Here is a 19852-nt window from a genome sequence, read left to right as displayed (position 1 = left end):
GCTTAGATGCGGCCCTTTATGAACCCGCTCCGCCCCGGGACGCCCACACCATCGGTCGTCCCCGCAAAGTCGGGCAACGCTTACCCACCCTAAAAACTCGCTTGGAGAATGCCACCACCCGCTGGCAGTGCCTGACCCTGGAGGACTGGTATGGTCATCAACCTTATCCGTTAGAGTGGGTGTCGCAAACCGCCGTGTGGTATCACACGGGACTTCCCCCTGTCCCTATTCGTTGGGTCTTAGTCCGTGCCCCGCTGGGCCAGTTGGAGCCTCAGGCCTTTCTCTGCACGGATTTGGAGGCCACACCCGCCCAAATCTTGCTCTGGTTTCGGCAACGCTGGCAAGTCGAAGTCACCTTCCAGGAAGTCCGCGCTCATCTTGGTGTCGAAACCCAGCGGCAGTGGTCTGACTTCGCGATCCAACGCACGACGCCTGCCCTATTGGCCCTGTTCTCGCTGGTCGTGCTCCTCACCCAGCGCCTGCACCCCAACTTTATCTTCCCCCTCCCTCATACCGCCTGGTACACGACGCCTTGCCCGACCTTCGCGGATGCCTTGGCCTTCGTCCGTCGCTATCTATGGGCCTCTCGGCTTTTGCAGACATCACCCGATGACCTGGAGTACGTTAAAGTCCCTCGCCCTATCTTCGACACCTGGACCGAGTTACTCTGCCATGCCGCTTGATTGGATAAAGTCGAGCCGATGACCTGGAGTACGTTAAAGTCCCTCGCCCTATCTTCGACACCTAGACCGAGTTACTTTGCCATGCCGCCTGATTGGATAAAGTCGAGCTAAGACTATTTTCTGAAAAGCGCTACCAGTAGCGTTCAAGTTTTAGAAACCTTACTAAAAAGCACTACCTGTGACATTAGTCTAAACAAAAGTTATTGAAGTACTTGGCTTATCCCGAACTCAAGTTAGTGTAGGATACTCGAAATTTACTCTATCAAAAATACAAATGGTTCGTTTGTTTGAACCGTTGAAATTGCGTAGGATGGCCATTCCAAACCGTGTATTTATGTCGCCGATGTGCATGCACCTTGCACAGAATGGCCATCCTACCGATTGGCATCAGGTGCATTACGGGGCGCGGGCGGTAGGCGGGGTTGGCTTGGTGATGGTTGAAGCCACCGGAGTCCTACCTGAGAGACGCATCAGCCCGGGGTGCCTGGGCTTGTGGTCAGAGGCTCACGCTGTGTCGTTGCGGCTGGGCCGTGAACTGCTACTCAACCCCCATTGGCCGCTTTACGCTGCGGATCAGCTAGGGGTTTCAGTCAACTGGTCACATTCCTACCGACGGGGCAAATTTCGTCCGGAAGGGATGCAACACCATGCATCACGGTGCGTGCCAGACCAAAGATCCGGCAGTGAAGGGGTTCCACACTAGGCCGAGGTCTAACCCGATCCGCCATCCTCTACAGTGACAACCATGTCTAAACCTAAGACGTATTCTTCAGAAGCCGGAATTAACGATTGCCCATCTCCAACCACTCGAGCGTATTGGGTTGATCTATTGAGCAAAATGGCGCATTCCCTGCTGGCCGCACTCGCTGAGGACAGGCTCAAAGTGGCGATGCCGATTGAGGCGAGGACTCGTGAATTAGTGGCCCTGAGGCAACGCTATTCGCATCTTGAGGGTTTTGCGCGCCTGCTCTCGGGGCTTTCACCTTGGCTGGAGTTGGCGGATGACGGCACCCCAGAAGGCGAGACACGGACACAGATGGCTTACCTGGCAAAGCAGTCGCTGGCCAACGCCGTTGATCCCAAGGCGCAGGATTTTATGAATTTCTCGGACGGCGATCAGCCGTTGGTAGACGCGGCCCATCTGGCCCTTGCTCTGCTCCGTGGCCCATCCCTGTGGTTCCAGGCGGAGCCCACGACGCGAAGGCATATCGTCGAAGCCCTCAAAAGTACTCGGCTGATCAAACCCGGATATTACAATTGGCTGTTGTACAGTGCCTTGATCGAGGTATTTTTTTTGCAAATAGGCGAAGACTATGATCGAGTTCGCATCGATTACGCCCTCCGCCAGCATGACCTTTGGTATAAGGGAGACGGTGCCTTTGGCGACGGGCCAGAGTTTCGCTGGGACTACTACAATAGCTTTTCCATTCAGCCGTTATTGCGGACTATTCTCGCCGCCATATCAGACACGCATACCGAATATGCGGATATGCAGGGGCGGTTTGATCAGATTTCGGCCCGTTACGCGCTGGTCTTAGAGCGGCTGATTGCTGAGGATGGCAGTTTTCCGGCGTTAGGCCGTTCCGTTGTGTACCGCTGTGGCGCATTCCAGCATCTTGCCAATGAGGCCCGCCTCCAGCGCTTGCCGGATGAATTGCCACCAGGGCAGGCTCGTACGGCGCTTTCCGCCGTCATTGCCAAGACCATGGGTGCGGAGGGAACCTTCGACGCGGATGGGTGGTTGAGACTCGGTCTGTGCGGATACCAGCCGTATCTGGCCGAGGACTATATCTCCACCGGTAGTCTTTATATGGCGGCCTTGGCCTTTCTTCCCCTCGGTTTGCCCGCCCATGATCCATTCTGGGCCGACGATCCGGTGCCCTTTTCTGCCCAAAAGGTGTGGGCGGGCCGCGACGATGCCCTGCCGGATCATGCGTTAAGGTTTTTCGCGGCGCGTCGGGAAGACGGTTACTGGGCCGATGGGCCAATTCCTCGCGCCGACCGCAGCCAGATATCCGGATGGAGTGGAGTATTTTGAAGCCCCTGCCCGCCCGCCCCAACCAACGGCCTGTACTGGGGCAAGGCGCATTCCCCTGGCCATTCACCTTTCATTGAACGGGATCAACTCATGTGCGGAATAGCCGGAATGGTACTGCGAGGTGCCGCTGTCGATGAATCGATGATGCAGCCGATGGTGGAACAGCTTCAGCACCGAGGCCCGGATGGCATGGGGATGTTTCTCGAGGGTGCTTTCGGGCTGTGCCATACCCGATTATCGATCATCGACCTCGATGGAGGCCGCCAGCCGTTGCTCCACGCCAAGGACAGGCTGGCTGTAGTGGCCAATGGTGAAATTTACAACTTTGTCGAACTGCGTGAGCAACTGCAAGCTGAGGGCCGAGGGTTTGCAACGCATTCCGACTGCGAATGCATCCTGCACACCTATGCCCAGGATGCTCACGGTTTCGTCGATAGGCTACACGGGATGTTTGCCTTTGCGTTGTACGACAGCGTTCGGAAAAAGCTCATTCTCGCCCGTGACCGACTGGGCATCAAGCCGCTGTTCTACGCTGTTCTACCAGACCGACTGGTCTTTGCATCGGAGATCAAGGCCCTGTTGCCGATGCTGCCAAGACAGCCTGCTATCAACCCCTCTGCCCTTTCCCAGTTCCTCCACAACCATTGCAGCAGCGGCGAGGAGACCATCTTTCAGGGTGTCCGGCACGTTGCACCCGGCGAGATTATCGAAATTGATGGGCAGCTCAACGTTTCCCGACGATGGTATTGGAACCCATTCCATGTGAAGACGCGCCCACCGGAAACGCTGCATTTGGAGGATGAGTTCGACCATCTCTTTGGGCAGGTGATCAAAGAACATGCGCGTTCCGATGTTCCCTATGGGCTGTTTCTGTCGGGCGGCAATGATTCAGCGATTTTGCTGGCCATGCTGGCCCGTTTTCAGGATAAGCCGGTACGGACGTTTTCGATTGGTTTCGAGGGGGCCAGGTTGGTTGATGAACTGGACGCCGCCGAACGCATCGCCGGAGTTTTTGGCAGTCAACATACGTCGATACGCATGAGCCAAGCGGCGTTTTTCAAGCGGATCCCCTACACCATTTGGGCCGCTGACGATTTGATGCGCGACAACGCCAGCCTACCAACATCCTTGCTCTCCGAAGTGGCCAGCCGCGAGCTGAAGGTGGTCTTTTGCGGTGAAGGTGGCGACGAGGTGTTCGGGGGGTATCCCCGCTATTACACGGGGCGATGGAGATGGCTGCTTGAAAACTTGCGTGCGCCCGGTTCGGGGGGCTTCCGCACACGCAGCGACTGGTCGGACAAGCTTTCCCAGTGCTTGCTCGGTGGTGAGTTGTCGCGCCAGTGGGGATCTTTCCGCCAGCACTACATCGAGGCTTGGCAATCCACTCCACCGTCCTGGAGCCATTTGCAGCGATGTCAATATACTGACATCGCCACCGATCTGACCGATAGCCTGCTGGTCAAGTCCGACCGCATGATGATGGGTTTCGGCTTAGAAGGCCGAGTACCCTTCCTAGATCACCGCGTCGTGGAATTCGGCCTTTCCCTGCCCGATCACCTCAAGGTGAGTCGGGGACGTCCGAAGGTCTTCCTGCGTCGCTGGGCCGAACGCTATCTGCCCAAAAATCATTTGTACATGCCCAAGAAAGGCTTCGCCGTGCCTGTCCGCGAATGGCTCAGCGGGGATTTCCTTGATCGGCTCGAATCTCGGCTTTGGGCCAACCCGGCCATCAATACCTGGTTCAACACGGCAGGGTTTCCGACGCTGTTTCAGATGCAGCGCAAAAACGGTGGTGCCAGCCGGGAAATTTTCGGCCTCATGCAGTTTGCTATCTGGCACCGACTGTTCGTGGAACAGCCCGGAGCTCGGCCTAGCCCAGACGAGGACCCGCTGGACTGGATCAGCTAAGGCCGACGAATCGGCAGTTGATCCGCATAGGGAAAGAACGCTTCATACATTTGGGTCTGCAACGTCGGGCCTGCGGTCAGAATGTCCCCGGTTTCTAGGGAGCTGCCACCTCCAGCGAAATCAGTCACAATCCCGCCCGCTTCCTGGATCAGCAGGATCCCGGCGGCGATATCCCAAGGTTTCAGCCCCATTTCCCAAAAGCCGTCGATGCGCCCACAGGCAACCCAGGCGAGATCCAAGGCCGCTGCTCCACATCGGCGGATATTGGCACCTTCGGCGACGATGGTGCGCATCATGTCGAAATAGGTGCTGTTATCGCTCGGATACCACAGCGGAAAGCCCGTGCACAGCAACGATCCGGCCAGCCCCGACTTCTCGGTGACACGCATCGGTCGTCCATTCAAGGCCGCCCCTCCGCCACGGACGGCGGTGAACAGTTCGTCACGGGTCGGGTCATAGATGACTCCGCATTCGAGACAGCCAAAATTCAGTAAGGCGATAGAAACGGCAAACTGGGGAAAGCCGTGCAGGAAATTGGTCGTGCCGTCCAGAGGATCGATGATCCAGGTGAACTCGCTGTCGCAACAGCCTTGGTATCCGGCCTCCTCGCACAAAAACGAGTGCCCAGGGTAAGCCTGACTCAGAATTTTGACGATCTCCCGCTCCGCATCGTGATCCACCTCGCTGACAAAATCGTTGAGCCCCTTGCTCATAATGGTGAGCGAGCTCAGTTGATCGGCCTTACGAAGGATCACGGCTGCGGCAGCACGAGCCGCCGCTGTGGCATCCACTAAAAACGCGTTCATGGCATAGGACATGGTCGTTGCACGATGGATGTTCACAGGTAAAGCACGCCCCTACGCGCACTACCGACGAGCCTTCCCCACCGCGTGGCGCTGCGGTAGAGCCAAGTGGCTTGGCGGGGCTTTTCGCCGACGAGCCAGGGTAGATGGGTCACGATCCAGCCCCATTCCCTACCTGCCTGCCGGAGGTCTGACCGGGGCATACCATCACTGCGGTACGTTTTGAAGAGTTGAGGATGGGAGCGACCGTAGCAGTAAGCTTGGTGAGCAATTCCGGCCAAGTCGGAACGCAGCCGATAGTGCATGATGGCGGTGGGCGCGTAGCCCATGCTGGCCCCGGCAAGCTGGCCGCGCCAGAAAAATTCCACATCAGTGGATCCATAGCGATAGCTTTCATCAAAGCCTCCCATCCGCTGCCACACGTCCCGGTGCATTCCGGCATTGGCGAACGGCGTGTACGGCAGAAAGCCGAAACTGTCTAACAGTCCGTCGAAGGTCTTCAGCGGCCTAGCGGCCAAGGCAACCTCGTCGTTGAGGGTTTTTCGCTCAATGCAACCTCCCACCATATCGTGATGCCCCAGGGCCTCGGCCATCGCGCCGACCCAGTTGACATCCGCAATATCATCGGCATCGCAAAACAGCAGCAACTCACCACGACTGGACTGACTGCCTGCATTGCGGGCATGGTTGGCACCACGAGCCGCCGCCGCATCAACCAAGCGCAAGTTGGGTAGCCGCCCCATCCAGTCGTTCACGATGTCACGGGTACCGTCCTGGGAGCCGTTGTCAGCCACAATGACTTCCCAATTGCCGGTATAGGATTGCCGGCTGAGCGCATCCAATTGCTCGTGGATGGTTGAGGCACTGTCGCGGGCCGGGATCACGACAGAAACGAATCCGGACTCAGACTTCACAATTCATAACACCCTGACTGCTTAATAAGCCTCATCTGACCCGCGTAGGGGCCTAATCCAGCGACGCTAGACGCCCCACATTGGGTGGCCAGGGTGAGAGCATCCCTTGCGTCGGCAAAAGCCGCCAACCCATAGGTCAGGGCGGCAGCAAAGCTGTCACCAACGCCATAGCTATCCACAATGGGGCCCGGAGGTTGCATGGGCGGGTAAGCATAGGCTGGCGAACCAGACAACGTGTAATACCCCCCCGCTTCGCCATTGGTAGAAACGATAAGGCTTGGCGGGAGTGATAGCAGATTGGGATTGTAGCGTTCTGCCGCATCGCGGGCGCTGCCGACCAGGGCATCTAGGGGGACAGCAGCAGCAGCAGCGGTCAGTAGTTCACGACAGGTCACTACCAACTTTCCCGCAGATCGCGCCCACCGCAATACCTCTGGGTCGCCAGCCGCAAAGTATATCGCCTGGTAGTCGGCAAACCTGTCCCAGGGCAAGAGATCGTCGGGGCAGGGTTGCAGACGCTGGCCGATGGTCACGGTGGTGCGTTCGCCAGTGGCATCCACTAGGCTAACGGCCTCGCGAGTCGGCTGATCTCGAAGGGCGGCAAATACCTCAACTCCCTGACTTTCGAGTTCCGCTCGTGACCTGCGACCCGCAAAGTCATCTCCCAACGCCGTAAAGAAGGCGCAGTGGCCTGCCAGCTTCGCCAGTTGTACCGCCGCTACTGCGCCACCGCCCGCCGCGCCTTCCCAAACCAGATCGGCATGGGTTACATCGCCAGCCACCGGAACATCATCAACGCGCACAATTCGAGTCCACTCGACGTGGCCGATCACTGCAACCCTCGGCGCATTCCAATTATTTTTGTTTAGATTTATTAAACAAGAGGGCCATGTATGGGATCGAGATGGCCATGGGTCTATTCCGCTACCGTCAACCGACGTTATTGAGACCTGGGATAGCGCCAGATCGGGGCTGTGGGAAAGCCTGTCGCTCATAGAATGCGACTCATAGGTGTAATTAGCAAAACAATCTTACATGGGGCATTCAGAAAGTCAATTAGCCTAAATTTTCCTTACGTTGAGACTCAGATCAGCCGTAGGCCTGCCCGACAGGCCGCGCCAAACACACCTACAGCAGGGTCGGTAATCGCCTGGATGGGAACGGGCTCCAGCACCGCACGGAGACGGCCCTTAGCGAGAAAGGGCTCCAGGAAAGTCGGGGATCGCAACCCCTCAATCTGTTTAGCCGCCGTACCACCTGCCAACCAGATACCCCCCATGCTCAGGCTGCTCAGGGCCAAATCGCCGGTGACAGAACCGTAGGCACCCAGCCAGAGGTTCAAGGCCTCCTGGGCAAGGGAATCTCCGGCCTGGGCCGCCGCCGCCACTGCTTCGGGCCAATCTTGGTCGTCTTCTGTTCGGTCTGCGGCCCAGGGGGGGCGAGACCCGACGGGATGCCGCTCCGCCAGCAGCCAGCGGGCCACCGCCCCCAGGCCCATACCACTCACTACCCGCTCGATGGAGAGACGTTCGACGCCCAGGTCAGCCTTGAGCCATTGGGCCATGCGCCACTCTGCTTCGGTGCGGGGGGCGAAGGTGCCATGGCCCGCTTCAGTGGCGATGCCGATCAGACCGTTGGTTGTCGGCACCCCCATGGCCACCCCCAACCCCGTGCCTGCTCCCAGCACCAGTCTCGGAGCCGTCTCCATGGCCGCCCCCGCCCGCACGGAGCTTACCTGGGCGGGTTGAAGGTGGGGCAGGGCATCGATGATCACCACGAAGTCGTTGACCAGTTCCACTCGGAGCAGGCCGCAGTCTCGGGCTAGACGGTGCTCCTCAAGCTGCCAGTGAAGCGTGGTCAGGGTGACTTGGCCATTCCGTACTGGCCCAGCTACAGCAAAGCAGGCGACCTCCGGCCTACCCAAACCTTCGGCCTCCTGGGTCCGAAGGAAGGCTTGCACCATGGGGGCTAGATCGGGCCACGCAGCGGAGGGATAGCGCCGCTCACTCAGGCACTGGAGCCCCGTGGCAGAGTAGCGATAGAGACTGAGGAGAGATTTGGTACCGCCGATGTCGCCAGCCAGCAGAAGCGTCACTCTGCGACTCCTTCATTCATCGGCAGCCGATAGATCTGATTAGCCATCAGCCAGCCAGGGAAATCATTGGCATGGGTTGCTTTCATGGTGCTAAAAAACAACTCAATTGAGCCTAGGGCTAACAAGTTTATCATGATCGTGGGATCAGGGAATTCCCATGCCATAATGCACCGATGATCGTCAAGACACCCCTATGCCCACCGTCTTCATCACCGGTGCCAACCGTGGCCTCGGCTTAGAATTTTGTCGGCAATATGGCGAAGCCGACTGGAGAATTCTGGCTACATGCAGAGACCCGCAGACGGCCCATGAATTGAACAGTCTGACCGAGCGCTATCCCAACCTCAGTATCCATGCCTTGGACGTAGCCGATTTCTCCGCCATCGACCGGTTGGCCGATGCGCTGGCGGGCGAAGCCATTGATGTGTTGCTATGTAACGCAGGTATCTTCGGCGACCATGACGGCATCCGCTTCGGTTCCCTCGACTACGAGCGCTGGCTGGAAGCATTCGTCATCAACGCTAGCGCTCCCGTGAAGTTGGCTGAAGCCTTTCTGTCTCAGGTCAAGCGTAGTGATCGCCGCCTGATCGTCGCCATGTCAACGTGGTATGCCAGCATTGCTGACAACACCGACGGCGGATCCATCATCTACCGCTCTACCAAGGCGGGCCTCAACGCCGCGATGAAAAGCCTATCCATTGACCTGCGTGATCAGGGGATCGGCGTGTTGATCATGCATCCGGGCTGGGTACCCACCGACATGGGTGGCCCGGATGCACCGATTGACCGAGTAGACAGCATTGTGGGCATGAGAAGCGTCTTCGACAGCTTTTCCCTCGAAAGGCATAGCGGACAATTTCTTGATTTTGAAGGGAGCAGTGTGCGATGGTAAACCGCTACCCGACCAAAGCCTATGCCTAGCGTAATCGTTACCGGTTCCTGCCAAGGCTTGGGGTTAGAATTCTGTCGTCAATACGCTGCGGCAGGCTGGCGGGTGCTGGCCACCTGTCTTGCTCCCGACACAGCCGACACCCTAACCCAACTCGCCGCCCAGTTCCCCCGCGTCACGGTGCTGGCCCTGGATGTGACGGATTTCGCGGCCATCGATCGACTGGCCGAGTCTGTAGCGACCGATGCCATCGACCTGCTGATTTGCAACGCAGGGGTCAATCCCGACAATGCCGGGCCGGGCTTTGGGTCGCTTGACTATGGTGCTTGGAGGGAGGTGCTGACCATCAACACCCTGGCTCCAGTGAAACTGGTAGAAACCTTCCTCCCCCACCTTAAACGGGGCAGGAGGCGTCAAGTCGCCGTCATTTCCAGTTGTATGAGCAGTATCGCCAACAACCAAAGCGGCGGCTACATCACCTACCGGGTTAGCAAGACCGCGCTGAATGCCTCCATGCGGAGCGTTGCCGTGGACTTGCAACCCCACGGTATCTCCGTCTTGCTGTTGCACCCCGGCTGGGTGAGAACATCCATGGGTGGGCCGGATGCCACGCTGAGCCCGGAGGAAAGCATCACGGGCCTACGCCGGGTGATTGAGGCCGCGTCGCCTGCCCAAAGTGGACGCTTGTTTGATTTTGAAGGCAAGGAGATGCCGTGGTAAACCCATAGACACCTTGGCAACCCCTGCGGTTCTACCGCAGGCTAACGAAGCCGCCAACCCCGGATTCCTAGGACACAGACCTATGCCCACCCTTGATTCCAACCTATCGACGAATACAGCCGCCGTCATGCCCGCCCTGGTTTATACCGGGCTTCAGGCAGGCGTTGAGCTAGCCACCCGTCCGGTTCCTGCGATCTCCGGGGTCGATGACGTGCTCGTGCGGGTCGCCGCCACGGGCGTCTGCGGAACCGATCGTGGTATCCTGCTTGGGAATTTTCCCGCCGTATCCGGGGTCATCCTCGGCCACGAAGCCGTCGGCGAAGTCGCGGCTGTCGGCCCCGCCGTGTCCTCGTTGCGAATCGGCGACAGGGTCGTTATCAACCCCACCTACTATTGCGGCACCTGTCGGCCCTGCCGCCGGGGTTCGCCAGCCCACTGCCAAGCTAAGGAAGGACGGGAGATCGGTGTGGATTGTGACGGCACGATGGCGGGCTATATCGCCCTGCCGGAGCGTTTCGCCCACCCCCTGCCAGACGGGATGAGCCTGCGCCGAGCCAGCCAAGTTGAACCGCTGGCCTGTGTGCTGAACAATCTGGAGGCCGCTGCACCCAGGCCCGGTGACCATATCCTGATTTTGGGAGCTGGGCCAATCGGTACCCTCTGTGCGTTCGTTTTGGCCGCGCAGGGTGCCCGAGTTAGCCTGGCGGAGCGGGATCCCCAGCGGGCTGAACTAGCGAGATCGATTTTGCCCAACCGCGTCTCCGTTAGTGCCGGGCCGACGACAGCCCTCAGACCGGACGTGATTATCGATACGGTGGGCATCCTGCTAGAAGAGGCCCTAGAGCGGATCGAGGACGGGGGGACGGTGGTCGTGATGGGCGAACGCGAGGGTGTTGGAGCGATGGTCGCCCTGAGATCCCTCGTCACCCGAGGGCTGCGCGTTGTGGGCGCTGGCCCCTATTCTCCCCGTGATTTTGAACTAGCGCTAGACTTGGCTGACGACTTGCCCCTGGAAGCGCTGATCACCCATGATCTGCCGCTCGAACGGTATGCCGAGGGTTTTGGCTTGTTAGGCGCTGGGCCGTTGGCTACCGGAGGCTACGGTGCCATGAAAGTGTTGCTGGTCTCCAACGAACGGGGGCTGTCATGAGGCCCTGGGTCGAGGACGGCGTCCTTTTCGTAGACGGCAAACCGTGTCTGCTGTTAGCTGGGGAATACCCGTACTACCGCGATCCCCCCGCGTTGTGGCTACCCAAGCTCCGCGCCATGCGGCTGGCTGGATTGGAGGTGGTGAGCTTCTACATTCCTTGGCGACATCACGAAATGATGCAGGCGAACAGCGAGCGGGTGCTGGTGTTCGACGCTGATGGCAACCGGAATCTGGTCGGATTCCTGCGCCAAATCCAGGCCGCCGGACTTCTCGCCTTGCCCAAACCCGGCCCCTTCGTTCATGCCGAACTGCCCTTCGGTGGCCTGCCAGATCGGCTCAGCCCCAGCCTCGATGCTGCCCTCTGCGCCGCCGTATCAGTAGTGGACGATCCCGTCAGATCCCAGCGATTGGCGCTACCCTCCCCTTTCGATCCCGTGTTCTTGGCGGAGTCTGAGGATTGGCTCCATGCCGTTGGGGATCAGCTACGCCCGTGGCTCTATCCAGAGGGGCCGATTGTGTCTGTCCAAATCGGCAATGAAGGCCATTACGGCGAAATGGCCCTCGCCTTGAGCAGTCTAGATTATTCGGACTGCGGCTTGGCCGATTTCAAGCGTGCTCACCCCAACCTGGAGGCATCACTCACCAAGCAAACGCCAGCCCCGGTCGAAGCGTTGACCAACTATCTAGCTTGGGGCGCTTGGAGTGCCCAAACGACCATGCAGGGATTGGAGCGTATGGCTAGCCACCTTGGCGTGGATGTTCCGGCCTTCGCCAACCATGCTCCGCCAAAGCCCGATAGCGCCCGACCGGGGGATTACTATAACTCGTGGGTGGCGCGGAGTGGGGCCAGATCATCCACCATCCATTACGCCTATACGAGCTGGGTTGGCAACGTGGTTTGCCAAGACCGAGCCCTCCTCGACTATGTGCTGATGGCCTGCCGCCGTCGCGGCCCCAACCTCGAAGAGAACTGGTCGCTCTCCTGGGTGGAGGCCGATTGTGCCCATGCCTGCGTACCGATTTACACCGCCCTCCTCGGTTTGGCCTGCGGCGCGACCGGGCTGGATGTTTACACCGCCTGTGCTACCTCCGAATGGGGCGATCATCTGGCTATTGACCCAGACTATCTTGCGGAAAGCATGGGCAATCCCAGAGTACTTTCCCCTCCCTACGGCGAAGCCGCGCCCATCACGGCGACCGGGGCAGTCGGCCCCAGCCTACCGCCCATGGCCCTATTGATGCGTTTCCTGAAGTCTGTGGAGGAATGCTTGGCGCGGGCACAGCCAGAACCGGGGCTGAACTTCTGCCTCGATCCATCCTATGCCGCCGTGGCTTTCTGGGAGCCTGCTTGCGATGACCTCCCATCGCCTTCGGCAGCGGACACCTTGATCCCGTTCCTCACCTACTGCTTGCAGCGTCATATTCCCTTTGCCCTCACGGATCCGGATAGTCTAACGAGCGGCCCAATCGTTGCCGCCTCCGGTCGTTGGATGGCGGAGTCTGTGCAGCGAGTGCTCGCCTCCCATGTGCAAGGCGGTGGGGCGCTGTTGCTGCTGGGGGAATTGCCTGATTTGGATGAAGCGATGAATCCCTGCCTCATCCTCGCCGATGCCGTCGACGCGTCGGGGATAACCTACCCGCCGTGCCCTAGGGTGGTCGTTGCCGCCGACACGATTGACATCGGGGAGTGCATCGAGACTTGGTTGACGGGCTTAACAGGTATCCGGCGGTCAGCTAGCAACCAGGATTACCTTGAACTCCGACGTATGGTGCCGGAGAGCGGGAGCCAGTTCGTCTTTTTCTTCAGCCGCCGCGACAACGCTTTGCGAATTACCGCCGATGTGGATGGAAAGACCCTGACGTTGGTACTGCCGCCGCGTGGCTGTGGCGTAGCGTTCGTGGCCGCCGGTAAACTAGTGGCTGGCTATTTGAAGGGGTTGAATGAGAAGACCGATGAGGGCGTGGTTCTCGACTGGGTCTACGGCAAAGACCGACTGCTCAGCCGTCATCCCTGTGATGTCTCGTTCCTTCGCCAGGGCGAGATTTTTGAATTCAACACCCAAGGAGGCCCGCCCATGGTGCGGGTTGAGCGATTGAGCAACGACCGATAGATTTCTGTGCAACGTTCTATGCAGCCAATCCAACGCCGCATCCTATTACTCGGTGCCTCCGGCTATGTGGGCGGCGGGCTGTGGAGCGGTCTCTCCCCCCGCCACTGGGTGACCGGGACTTGTTCATCCCGCCGCGTGGCGGAACTCATCCCAATCGATTTGCGCGACGAGACCGCCTTGGCCGCCTTGGCGCAACAGGGGTTTGATCTGGTGATCCATGCTGCTGGTCTGGTAGACCTAGAGCAGTGCGAGGCCAATCCACCGCTTACCCGCGATCTGAATGTGCGATCGGTCGAAGTGCTGATCCAAGCCCTGCATGGTACCTCCACCCGGTTGGTTTATCTGTCGTCTGACAATGTCTTCGATGGTCGTCTTGATGCGTATACCGAAGACGATCCACCCGCCCCCTTAACCGTGTACGGACGCTCTAAGGTGGCCGCCGAAAATCTGTTGAGGGACAGCAGACATGTAGTCGTTCGCATCCCCATTGTCTATGGCAGAAGCCCGTTTTCCGATCGATTCTTCGAGCGTTTCCGCAAAGCAAGGACATTGGCCCAGACCGATATCGTCTGCACCCCCCTGTATTTGCCGAGCCTCGCGCCCGCGCTGGAACAATTGTGGGATTACTCTGGACTGCTCCATTTCGGCGGTAGCGAGGTGATGACACGCTATACCTTGATGAGTCGGATCCGCGATGCCTTACAACTCCCCACCGAGATTGTGCCGGTGCGCAGCGCAGAGTTGCCCGGTGGCCAATTACGCCCCCCCCGCCTGATCCTGCGCAGTAACCGACATTCGTTATCGGGGCCTGGATTGGAGGAAGCTCTCGCTGATCTGAGGAGCATGGCATCGCCGTAGGATCATTGCTGCTAGACCATTAAGGACAAATGGCGCTCGTCATCGAGATCCCCCGGTTCGGCCAACTGTTCGGCCAGCTCGTTGATCAGCAGGGTTCCCATCAGATAGAACCCCAGCGCCAATTGTTCGGGCGACGACGGTGCTCCATCGCACCCCCACTTCGGCTTGCGGTCAGACAATCGACAGGGGGCCTCAGCCAGCACATGCATGTCATGGGTCAACAGTAAACGTGCCCGCCAGCCAGGATCGTTGGCCAGCAGCGGGATTAACCAGGGCTGGTCGGCAATGAACGGCAAAAATCGTTGGATTGCGGTGCGATAACCTAGATACAAGGGTTGGCGAAAGCCAACCTCATACTGTGGCAGTGTCGCGCTGCCACTCCGCTGAATTGCAAAACCCAAGCGCAGGGCAGGATCCCATACGGTCAGACAGAATAGGGTTTTGGCCAGATCGTAGATCGGGTCCCAAGAGTCGGTCGAACCACGGGGGTCGATCACGCGGAAATCCGTCCCCTCCCCGATCAGAATGTTGCGCGTGTTGGCATCGCCGTGGGCGCAAAAACCGAGTCGTGCGGGTCCCATGGCGGCAAGGCGTGGGGCGGCCTGCTCTAGCAAACGCGGCAGCAATACCCCTGGCGCAAGGCAGGGTCGGCCATTCACCACCAACGTTTCCGCCGCGAGATCCTCCGGCAAGGCCCGTGTGAGCATGGGTAGGCGACGCAAAAAACGACCCACCACCACCCGCTCGACATAATCAGGGGGGGCTACTGCCGAAGTCGCCCCGTAGCCGCGCAGAAACATGACCTGGGCATAGGCCTCATACTGGGCAAAAAAGGTGGTCTCTCCATCGGGCAGACGGAGTGGAGCCACCTGGTCTTGGGATGGGTAAAAGGGTGTGGTTTGGCAGGCCCAGTTCCTCCCTTCAATGTTGTGCAGAACGGGCAGGTAATGGCCCCCCAGGCTGGGAGCCTTGGCCCTGATCGCCTCGATCTGCACCACCTTTTGTCGGAAGGAATCCAGGTCGTGACCATCCACAACCCCATCAAGGGCCAGCACGGTCTTCACCGCAAACCGTTCCCCCGCCGCATTCGCAGCCAGCCATACCCGTGCCGAGGAACCGCCATCCAGGATTTCTTGGATGATGTCTAGCTGGAGGCGCTTGCAGACAAACTCAAGCGCCTCAGCATCTGACCTGGCCGAACGATCATCTTGGATATGAATCGTGGTCATAACGGTGCCCTACATCTACCAGCGTATGGATTCCAGCAAGGCACGATGCAGTTCAGGCGTACAGGCCGCTAGGCAGGATTGCTGGTTCAGGGGGCTGATATCCAGCAGTAGGGTACTGTCTAGGGATTCGCCATAGGCATCGGTAATCACCACTCCGGCCCGTTTCGCGAGATAGACGCTGGCCGCGATGTCGTAGGGAAACAAATGCAGGATACTGCCGTGACCGACTCGGCGGAATTCTGCCTCGGTCTCCGGGTAGTCCCGCAGAAGCCGGTTGCCGATGTCTACATAGGCATCCATTTGGCCGGTAATGATGCGGGAAATCGAGAAGGAGGCGCTGTTGACCACGTAGACCCCGCCTCGGTTGGCCGAGGCGTCGATCAGGTGGCCATAGCAGCGGATCATCAACTCGGCGGGATGGCCGTTGAACTCCAGCGTCCAGAACATCCGCTCCAAATCTGTGGTGGTGCCCAGTTGCGGGAGTCCGCCTTCGTAGCCCTCACTCTCGATGCCCGGAGTGGAATCGTCTGCATACAGCCAGTTCCCCGTCTTGATCTCCTGCAAGATGGCAAACTCGATATCGCCAATCGTGGGCGCGGTGCTGTACGGGGCGACAGCAATCGACACGCAAGACATCTCAAAATTGGCCGCTGCACCACGGGTTCCATCGATGGGGTCGATCACAAACACATGGCTTGGGTGATCGCAGAGCTTGCGTAGGCCCTCGCTCTCGGTGTAGACCGCTAGCGGAGCGCCGCTGTCGCGCAAATAGTCCCAAGCCGCTTGCTCGGCCAGCCGATCTACTGGGAATTCCGCATCGCCCCCCTTGGCAATGCCGCTGAGGTAGCGGCTGGGAACATCCCCCCGCCCCTCATGAACGACATCGCGAATGCGTTGCGACAACCCCTGAATGAGCGCCTTCATGCCCGACCTTCCGCTACGTCTAGCAGCAGATGTTCAAAAATATCCAGCATTTCGTCCGCTTCTGCGTGGGTCATAATCAACGCGGGTCGGATGGTAATCGCGTTACCGAAACCGTAGAGCGACGTCCTCATTAACAAGCCACGGTCTTGGGCCACATTGGCAATGTGGTTGGTCAACTTGGCGTCCGGGTTGCCATCGGCATCAACGAAATCAACGCCGATCATCAAGCCTGCCCCTTGGATGTTGGAAATGAACTTGACCTTTGGCGCGAAGGCATTGAGGCGATCCATGATGTGCTTGCCAACCGCCCTCACGTTTTCTAGGAAACCGGGGCGACGAATGACTTCAAGCGTCTTCACGGCAGCCGCCGAAGCAAGAATGTTGCCTCCGTAGGTCGAGTTGATGTGGTAGCCCTCCACCCCCTTCAGCCGTTCCTCCATCAGAATCCCGGCGATTGGCATACCGGATCCGCCAAGGCCCTTGCCAATGGTTAGCATGTGGGGTGCCACGCCAAAATAATCGGCGGCGAACATGTGCCCCGTGCGCCCGAAGCCAGTTTGAATTTCGTCGTAGATCAAAATGATGTCACGTTCGTCACACAGCTTTCGCAGCGCTTGCAAATAGCCATCAGGGGCCACCAGATTGCCGCCGAGGCCGGAGATCGGCTCCAAAATCATGCAGGCAACTCGGCCAGAGCTGGCGTAATCGATAAAGTCGTTGATGCGCTCCACGCACAACAAACCGCAGGTTTCCCGTTCCTGCTTGTAGAAGCAGCGGCGGCAGTCGGGATCTGGCACATGCAGCATACCCGGCAACTGAGCCGTGAACGGCTTGCGGCGGAACGCGGCACCCGAGGCTTGAATCATCCCGATGGTTTGCCCATAGTGACCCCGAAATAGGGAAATCACATCGCTCTTACCAGTGACATGCTGAGCAATCTTGATGGCCCCTTCGTTGGCATCCGAGCCGCCAGAGGCTTTTAGGTGCACTTTGGTGAGGCCCGGAGGAGCCACTTCAGCCAAGGCCCGAACCAAGGCGTTACTGGGATCGGTCTGGAATTTCGAGGTCACATGGATGAGCTTACCAGCCTGATCCCGGATCGCCTCAACAACTTCTGGGTGGGAATAACCTAGGGATAAATTGAAAGTCCCAGCAGAACAGTCTAGATAGCGTCGACCATCCTCGGTGTACACATAAACTCCTTCGCCACGAACAACCTTAAGTTCGTCTGGAAGGAAGTAATAGCTGCACACATTTGGATCGTTAGGGTTTTGCTTGCGTCCGTCGAAGGTAATAGTAGCAGGAGGATTCATAACGGTAGAGCACCAAAGTATCTAAATTGCCTTTAGCGCTAGCAAATCTACCGCAGATCCTTGGAGGCTGTCCGAAGATTAAGGACTTTCTTAACAGGAACGGAATTAATTAACAATCGACAACAATTCTTCTAGGGATTCTATTGACCAATCCGGCAGTGGCTGAGAAGGGTGGGAAACCAGGTATTCTCGTCTAATATGAACAACCTTTAGACCAGCATTTCTGGCACCTGCGACATCATGCTCGAGGCTGTCGCCAACATAGATGGCCTCGGCGGGGGAAATCTGAAGTTTTTCTAAAGCCAGATGAAACAGCTCTGGCGCTGGCTTACTAATGCCATGATCCGATGACATAATAACAACGTCCCACCATGGATCCAGCCCCAGCATTTTGATTTCAGCCTCGGCATAGAGACGATGGGCGTTGGTGACTAACCCAAGCTGATACTTCGTTTTCAGTTGGGCCAAGGTTGGCAAAACATCTGGGAATAGACTGAAGTTTTGAGTGATGAGAGCACGCAACATTTGGAGGGCATCGATCAGCACCTGATCGTCTACGGGCTGATCCACAGCAATCGCTTTTCTAAGCACCGTCACCATGTCAATTTCGGGATAGGGAGTCTGAGGCAGACGGGATTGGTATTCCTGCTGAATCGTCAAAAAGAAGGTCTTGCGTAGCGCTTCGCCATCGCAGTTGATATCTTTATAGCGCAGAAACAAAGCTAGATTTGACCATGGCTCGATGGAGTCTTCATCGAGGTACATGTCAATCAAAGTCTTATACAAGTCAAACAAGATTAGACGTGTTTTCATAAAATAAAAACCTGAGTTCAGAGAATACCCCAAATGGGTATGCACACAATTAGAATATACCGAAATTAATTTTCTGAGCGTTTACAGAAATCCATATTGCTGGGCGTTTTTGCATGAATAGGGTGTTATGAGCAGGGTACAGGTATGGCATAACGCAAGGTACAGGGATAAAACTTAAGGTAAGGGGCTGAAAGCTTGTCCCGTAGCGAGTGAACAAAATGAGGAATAGGGGGTGAGCTAAGGATTAGAAACCTGAGCCAGCCCTCGTAATGAACCCAATGAACTAACTTCAATCAGCCTTGCGCGCTCACCTTCTCCACCAAGGCAGGTTTGGTCTTGTCGAGGTGGGCGACGATGACTCCCCTAGCACTCACTCAGGTGACAGTGGCCACGCAGCCATTTGGCCCTGTCAACAGCGAGGGGCAATTCTCAATAGTGAGGGCGGTTTTTGGGGTAGTGGGGTGTAAGGCTTGAGAAATCGTGGTTTTAGAGTTCGTATTCTTACAGAATAGGAACTACAGATTTCGTCGAGGGTGGGTCATGCCGAAGGTAAGCCGTCGGGGGCAGGCGGAGGTGTTGGGTCAAGAGCAGTTGGCTCAGCTTTGGGCGGAGTTGGATTATCCCCACACGTTGATTACTCAGTTGGCCTACTACACGGGCAGCCGCATTAGTGAGGTCTGTTCTCTGCGGGCCGAAGATATCCGCGCCGGACAGATTGTGATCCACCAGTCCAAGACCGACCGCACGAAGACGGTGGTGATGGTGCCGCCGTTGGAAAGGGCCATCGGTCAGGTGGCCTTACCCAAGGCGGGGTATCTCTTCCCAGCGGCCCCCTGGACAAATGCCACGGTGAAGCAGTACCGCATTCAACGCCAGGGCGGCAGCTATCGTTTCGAGCGGGTGGGAGAGCGGCCCCCCCGACCCCACATTAGCCCCCGTGCGGTGGATAAGGCGTTGCGGCGTACCTGCGACCTGTTGGGCTTTGAGGGGGTCAGTACCCATACCTTTCGGCGGTCGCTGGCGACCCATCTCTATGATGCGGGGGTGCCGCTGAGGCAGATTATGGCGATTACGGGCCATGCCAGTTTGGCGTCGTTGACCAGTTACCTGAACCTGGAACAGCGGGCGGCGGGGGATGCGTTGTTGTTGTTTTTTGGGGGGTAGGATGTCTGGAGGTTTCCGAGAAGGAGAAGATAGACGCCTGACTGCCTGACACATCTTTATGCCGCCTCCCAGGGGGGCAATTGACATCGTATGGACTGGATCCTAGAGAACCAGATGCGGTCATAGTACTGGTCTTCGGCGTTTTTAGAGGCAAAGCAGGGTTCAGGGTCAACGGTGAGCAGGGGGATGGGTTGGAGCAACGGACGCCCTTTGTTGACGGCACCCTTGAGCCAGCGGAGG

The 19852-nt window shown here is 58.0% G+C and carries 17 protein-coding genes and 1 pseudogene; 9 read left to right on the top strand and 9 right to left on the bottom strand.

Going from position 1 to position 19852, the window contains the following annotated elements; genetic code table 11:
- The 3 genes and pseudogenes from H6G62_RS22025 to asnB form a co-directional block, all read left to right on the top strand.
- A pseudogene (locus H6G62_RS22025) lies at positions 1-683 on the top strand (hypothetical protein); the annotation flags it as partial.
- Between the two features lie 745 nt (positions 684-1428).
- On the top strand, positions 1429-2721 hold the full coding sequence (locus tag H6G62_RS22015) for a DUF2264 domain-containing protein (protein WP_190499182.1): 1293 nt from the start codon (positions 1429-1431) through the stop codon (positions 2719-2721).
- A gap of 90 nt (positions 2722-2811) precedes the next feature.
- Positions 2812-4629, top strand: a complete 1818-nt coding sequence (asnB, locus tag H6G62_RS22010) for an asparagine synthase (glutamine-hydrolyzing) (protein WP_190499180.1) — start codon at positions 2812-2814, stop codon at positions 4627-4629.
- Here the strand turns inward: asnB and H6G62_RS22005 are convergent.
- From H6G62_RS22005 to glk, 4 genes are all read right to left on the bottom strand, one after another.
- Positions 4626-5447, bottom strand: a complete 822-nt coding sequence (locus tag H6G62_RS22005) for an inositol monophosphatase family protein (RefSeq protein ID WP_199325176.1) — start codon at positions 5445-5447, stop codon at positions 4626-4628. The two genes, asnB and H6G62_RS22005, sit on opposite strands and share 4 nt — an antisense overlap.
- Before the next feature lie 20 nt (positions 5448-5467).
- The gene (locus H6G62_RS22000; RefSeq protein WP_347239403.1) at positions 5468-6316 is read right to left on the bottom strand and encodes a glycosyltransferase; all 849 of its coding nucleotides are present in this window, start codon (positions 6314-6316) and stop codon (positions 5468-5470) included.
- Positions 6317-6342: 26 nt separating this feature from the next.
- The gene (locus H6G62_RS21995; RefSeq protein ID WP_242052218.1) at positions 6343-7341 is read right to left on the bottom strand and encodes a PfkB family carbohydrate kinase; all 999 of its coding nucleotides are present in this window, start codon (positions 7339-7341) and stop codon (positions 6343-6345) included.
- An 89-nt stretch (positions 7342-7430) separates the two neighbouring features.
- The gene (glk, locus tag H6G62_RS21990; protein WP_190499174.1) at positions 7431-8441 is read right to left on the bottom strand and encodes a glucokinase; all 1011 of its coding nucleotides are present in this window, start codon (positions 8439-8441) and stop codon (positions 7431-7433) included.
- A 193-nt stretch (positions 8442-8634) separates the two neighbouring features.
- On the opposite strand from glk, the gene H6G62_RS21985 reads away from it, so the two are divergent.
- The 5 genes from H6G62_RS21985 (at position 8635) to H6G62_RS21965 (ending at position 14169) form a co-directional block, all read left to right on the top strand.
- The gene (locus H6G62_RS21985) at positions 8635-9333 is read left to right on the top strand and encodes an SDR family oxidoreductase (protein WP_190499172.1); all 699 of its coding nucleotides are present in this window, start codon (positions 8635-8637) and stop codon (positions 9331-9333) included.
- A gap of 21 nt (positions 9334-9354) precedes the next feature.
- A complete protein-coding gene (locus H6G62_RS21980) occupies positions 9355-10050 on the top strand; it encodes an SDR family oxidoreductase (RefSeq protein WP_190499170.1) in 696 nt (231 codons plus the stop codon).
- 82 nt (positions 10051-10132) lie between these two features.
- Complete coding sequence (locus H6G62_RS21975; protein ID WP_190499168.1) at positions 10133-11200, top strand: alcohol dehydrogenase catalytic domain-containing protein; 1068 nt, start codon at positions 10133-10135, stop codon at positions 11198-11200.
- Positions 11197-13311 carry a beta-galactosidase gene (locus tag H6G62_RS21970; RefSeq protein ID WP_190499166.1) on the top strand — a complete coding sequence of 705 codons (2115 nt, stop codon included), beginning with the start codon at positions 11197-11199 and terminating at the stop codon, positions 13309-13311. Before H6G62_RS21975 ends, H6G62_RS21970 begins: the two co-directional genes overlap by 4 nt.
- Positions 13312-13329: 18 nt before the next feature.
- A complete protein-coding gene (locus H6G62_RS21965; RefSeq protein ID WP_190499164.1) occupies positions 13330-14169 on the top strand; it encodes an SDR family oxidoreductase in 840 nt (279 codons plus the stop codon).
- An 11-nt stretch (positions 14170-14180) separates the two neighbouring features.
- Here H6G62_RS21965 and H6G62_RS21960 read toward each other — a convergent pair whose 3' ends face one another.
- The 4 genes from H6G62_RS21960 to H6G62_RS21945 form a co-directional block, all read right to left on the bottom strand.
- Positions 14181-15398, bottom strand: coding sequence for a phosphotransferase (locus tag H6G62_RS21960; protein ID WP_190499162.1), 1218 nt, complete (start codon positions 15396-15398; stop codon positions 14181-14183).
- A gap of 15 nt (positions 15399-15413) precedes the next feature.
- Positions 15414-16322 (bottom strand): inositol monophosphatase family protein, encoded by a 909-nt coding sequence (locus H6G62_RS21955; RefSeq protein WP_190499160.1) that lies wholly within the window; start codon positions 16320-16322, stop codon positions 15414-15416.
- On the bottom strand, positions 16319-17635 hold the full coding sequence (locus H6G62_RS21950; protein WP_190499158.1) for an aspartate aminotransferase family protein: 1317 nt from the start codon (positions 17633-17635) through the stop codon (positions 16319-16321). The genes H6G62_RS21955 and H6G62_RS21950 overlap by 4 nt, the downstream gene beginning before the upstream one ends.
- Positions 17636-17740: 105 nt before the next feature.
- Complete coding sequence (locus H6G62_RS21945) at positions 17741-18448, bottom strand: HAD family hydrolase (protein WP_190499156.1); 708 nt, start codon at positions 18446-18448, stop codon at positions 17741-17743.
- 540 nt (positions 18449-18988) lie between these two features.
- Here H6G62_RS21945 and H6G62_RS21940 point away from each other — a divergent pair.
- On the top strand, positions 18989-19612 hold the full coding sequence (locus H6G62_RS21940; protein WP_190499154.1) for a site-specific integrase: 624 nt from the start codon (positions 18989-18991) through the stop codon (positions 19610-19612).
- Positions 19613-19668: 56 nt separating this feature from the next.
- Here H6G62_RS21940 and H6G62_RS21935 read toward each other — a convergent pair.
- The coding region (locus H6G62_RS21935; RefSeq protein WP_190492888.1) for a hypothetical protein at positions 19669-19852 on the bottom strand (184 nt) is incomplete at its 5' end.

This window comes from Phormidium sp. FACHB-1136 (assembly GCF_014697375.1).
In the GTDB taxonomy this organism is placed as follows: domain Bacteria; phylum Cyanobacteriota; class Cyanobacteriia; order Phormidesmidales; family Phormidesmidaceae; genus Nodosilinea.
The sequence above is the reverse complement of the archived record's forward strand: the minus strand, read 5'-3'. Positions and strand labels throughout refer to the sequence as shown.

Coding starts and splice junctions, on each gene's coding strand:
- H6G62_RS22015 (WP_190499182.1), top strand. CDS start 1,429: ATGTCTAAACCTAAGACGTATTCTTCAGAAGCCGGAATTAACGATTGC.
- asnB (WP_190499180.1), top strand. CDS start 2,812: ATGTGCGGAATAGCCGGAATGGTACTGCGAGGTGCCGCTGTCGATGAA.
- H6G62_RS22005 (WP_199325176.1), bottom strand. CDS start 5,447: ATGTCCTATGCCATGAACGCGTTTTTAGTGGATGCCACAGCGGCGGCT.
- H6G62_RS21995 (WP_242052218.1), bottom strand. CDS start 7,341: ATGAGCGACAGGCTTTCCCACAGCCCCGATCTGGCGCTATCCCAGGTC.
- H6G62_RS21985 (WP_190499172.1), top strand. CDS start 8,635: ATGCCCACCGTCTTCATCACCGGTGCCAACCGTGGCCTCGGCTTAGAA.
- H6G62_RS21980 (WP_190499170.1), top strand. CDS start 9,355: ATGCCTAGCGTAATCGTTACCGGTTCCTGCCAAGGCTTGGGGTTAGAA.
- H6G62_RS21975 (WP_190499168.1), top strand. CDS start 10,133: ATGCCCACCCTTGATTCCAACCTATCGACGAATACAGCCGCCGTCATG.
- H6G62_RS21970 (WP_190499166.1), top strand. CDS start 11,197: ATGAGGCCCTGGGTCGAGGACGGCGTCCTTTTCGTAGACGGCAAACCG.
- H6G62_RS21965 (WP_190499164.1), top strand. CDS start 13,330: ATGCAGCCAATCCAACGCCGCATCCTATTACTCGGTGCCTCCGGCTAT.
- H6G62_RS21960 (WP_190499162.1), bottom strand. CDS start 15,398: ATGACCACGATTCATATCCAAGATGATCGTTCGGCCAGGTCAGATGCT.
- H6G62_RS21955 (WP_190499160.1), bottom strand. CDS start 16,322: ATGAAGGCGCTCATTCAGGGGTTGTCGCAACGCATTCGCGATGTCGTT.
- H6G62_RS21950 (WP_190499158.1), bottom strand. CDS start 17,635: ATGAATCCTCCTGCTACTATTACCTTCGACGGACGCAAGCAAAACCCT.
- H6G62_RS21945 (WP_190499156.1), bottom strand. CDS start 18,448: ATGAAAACACGTCTAATCTTGTTTGACTTGTATAAGACTTTGATTGAC.
- H6G62_RS21940 (WP_190499154.1), top strand. CDS start 18,989: ATGCCGAAGGTAAGCCGTCGGGGGCAGGCGGAGGTGTTGGGTCAAGAG.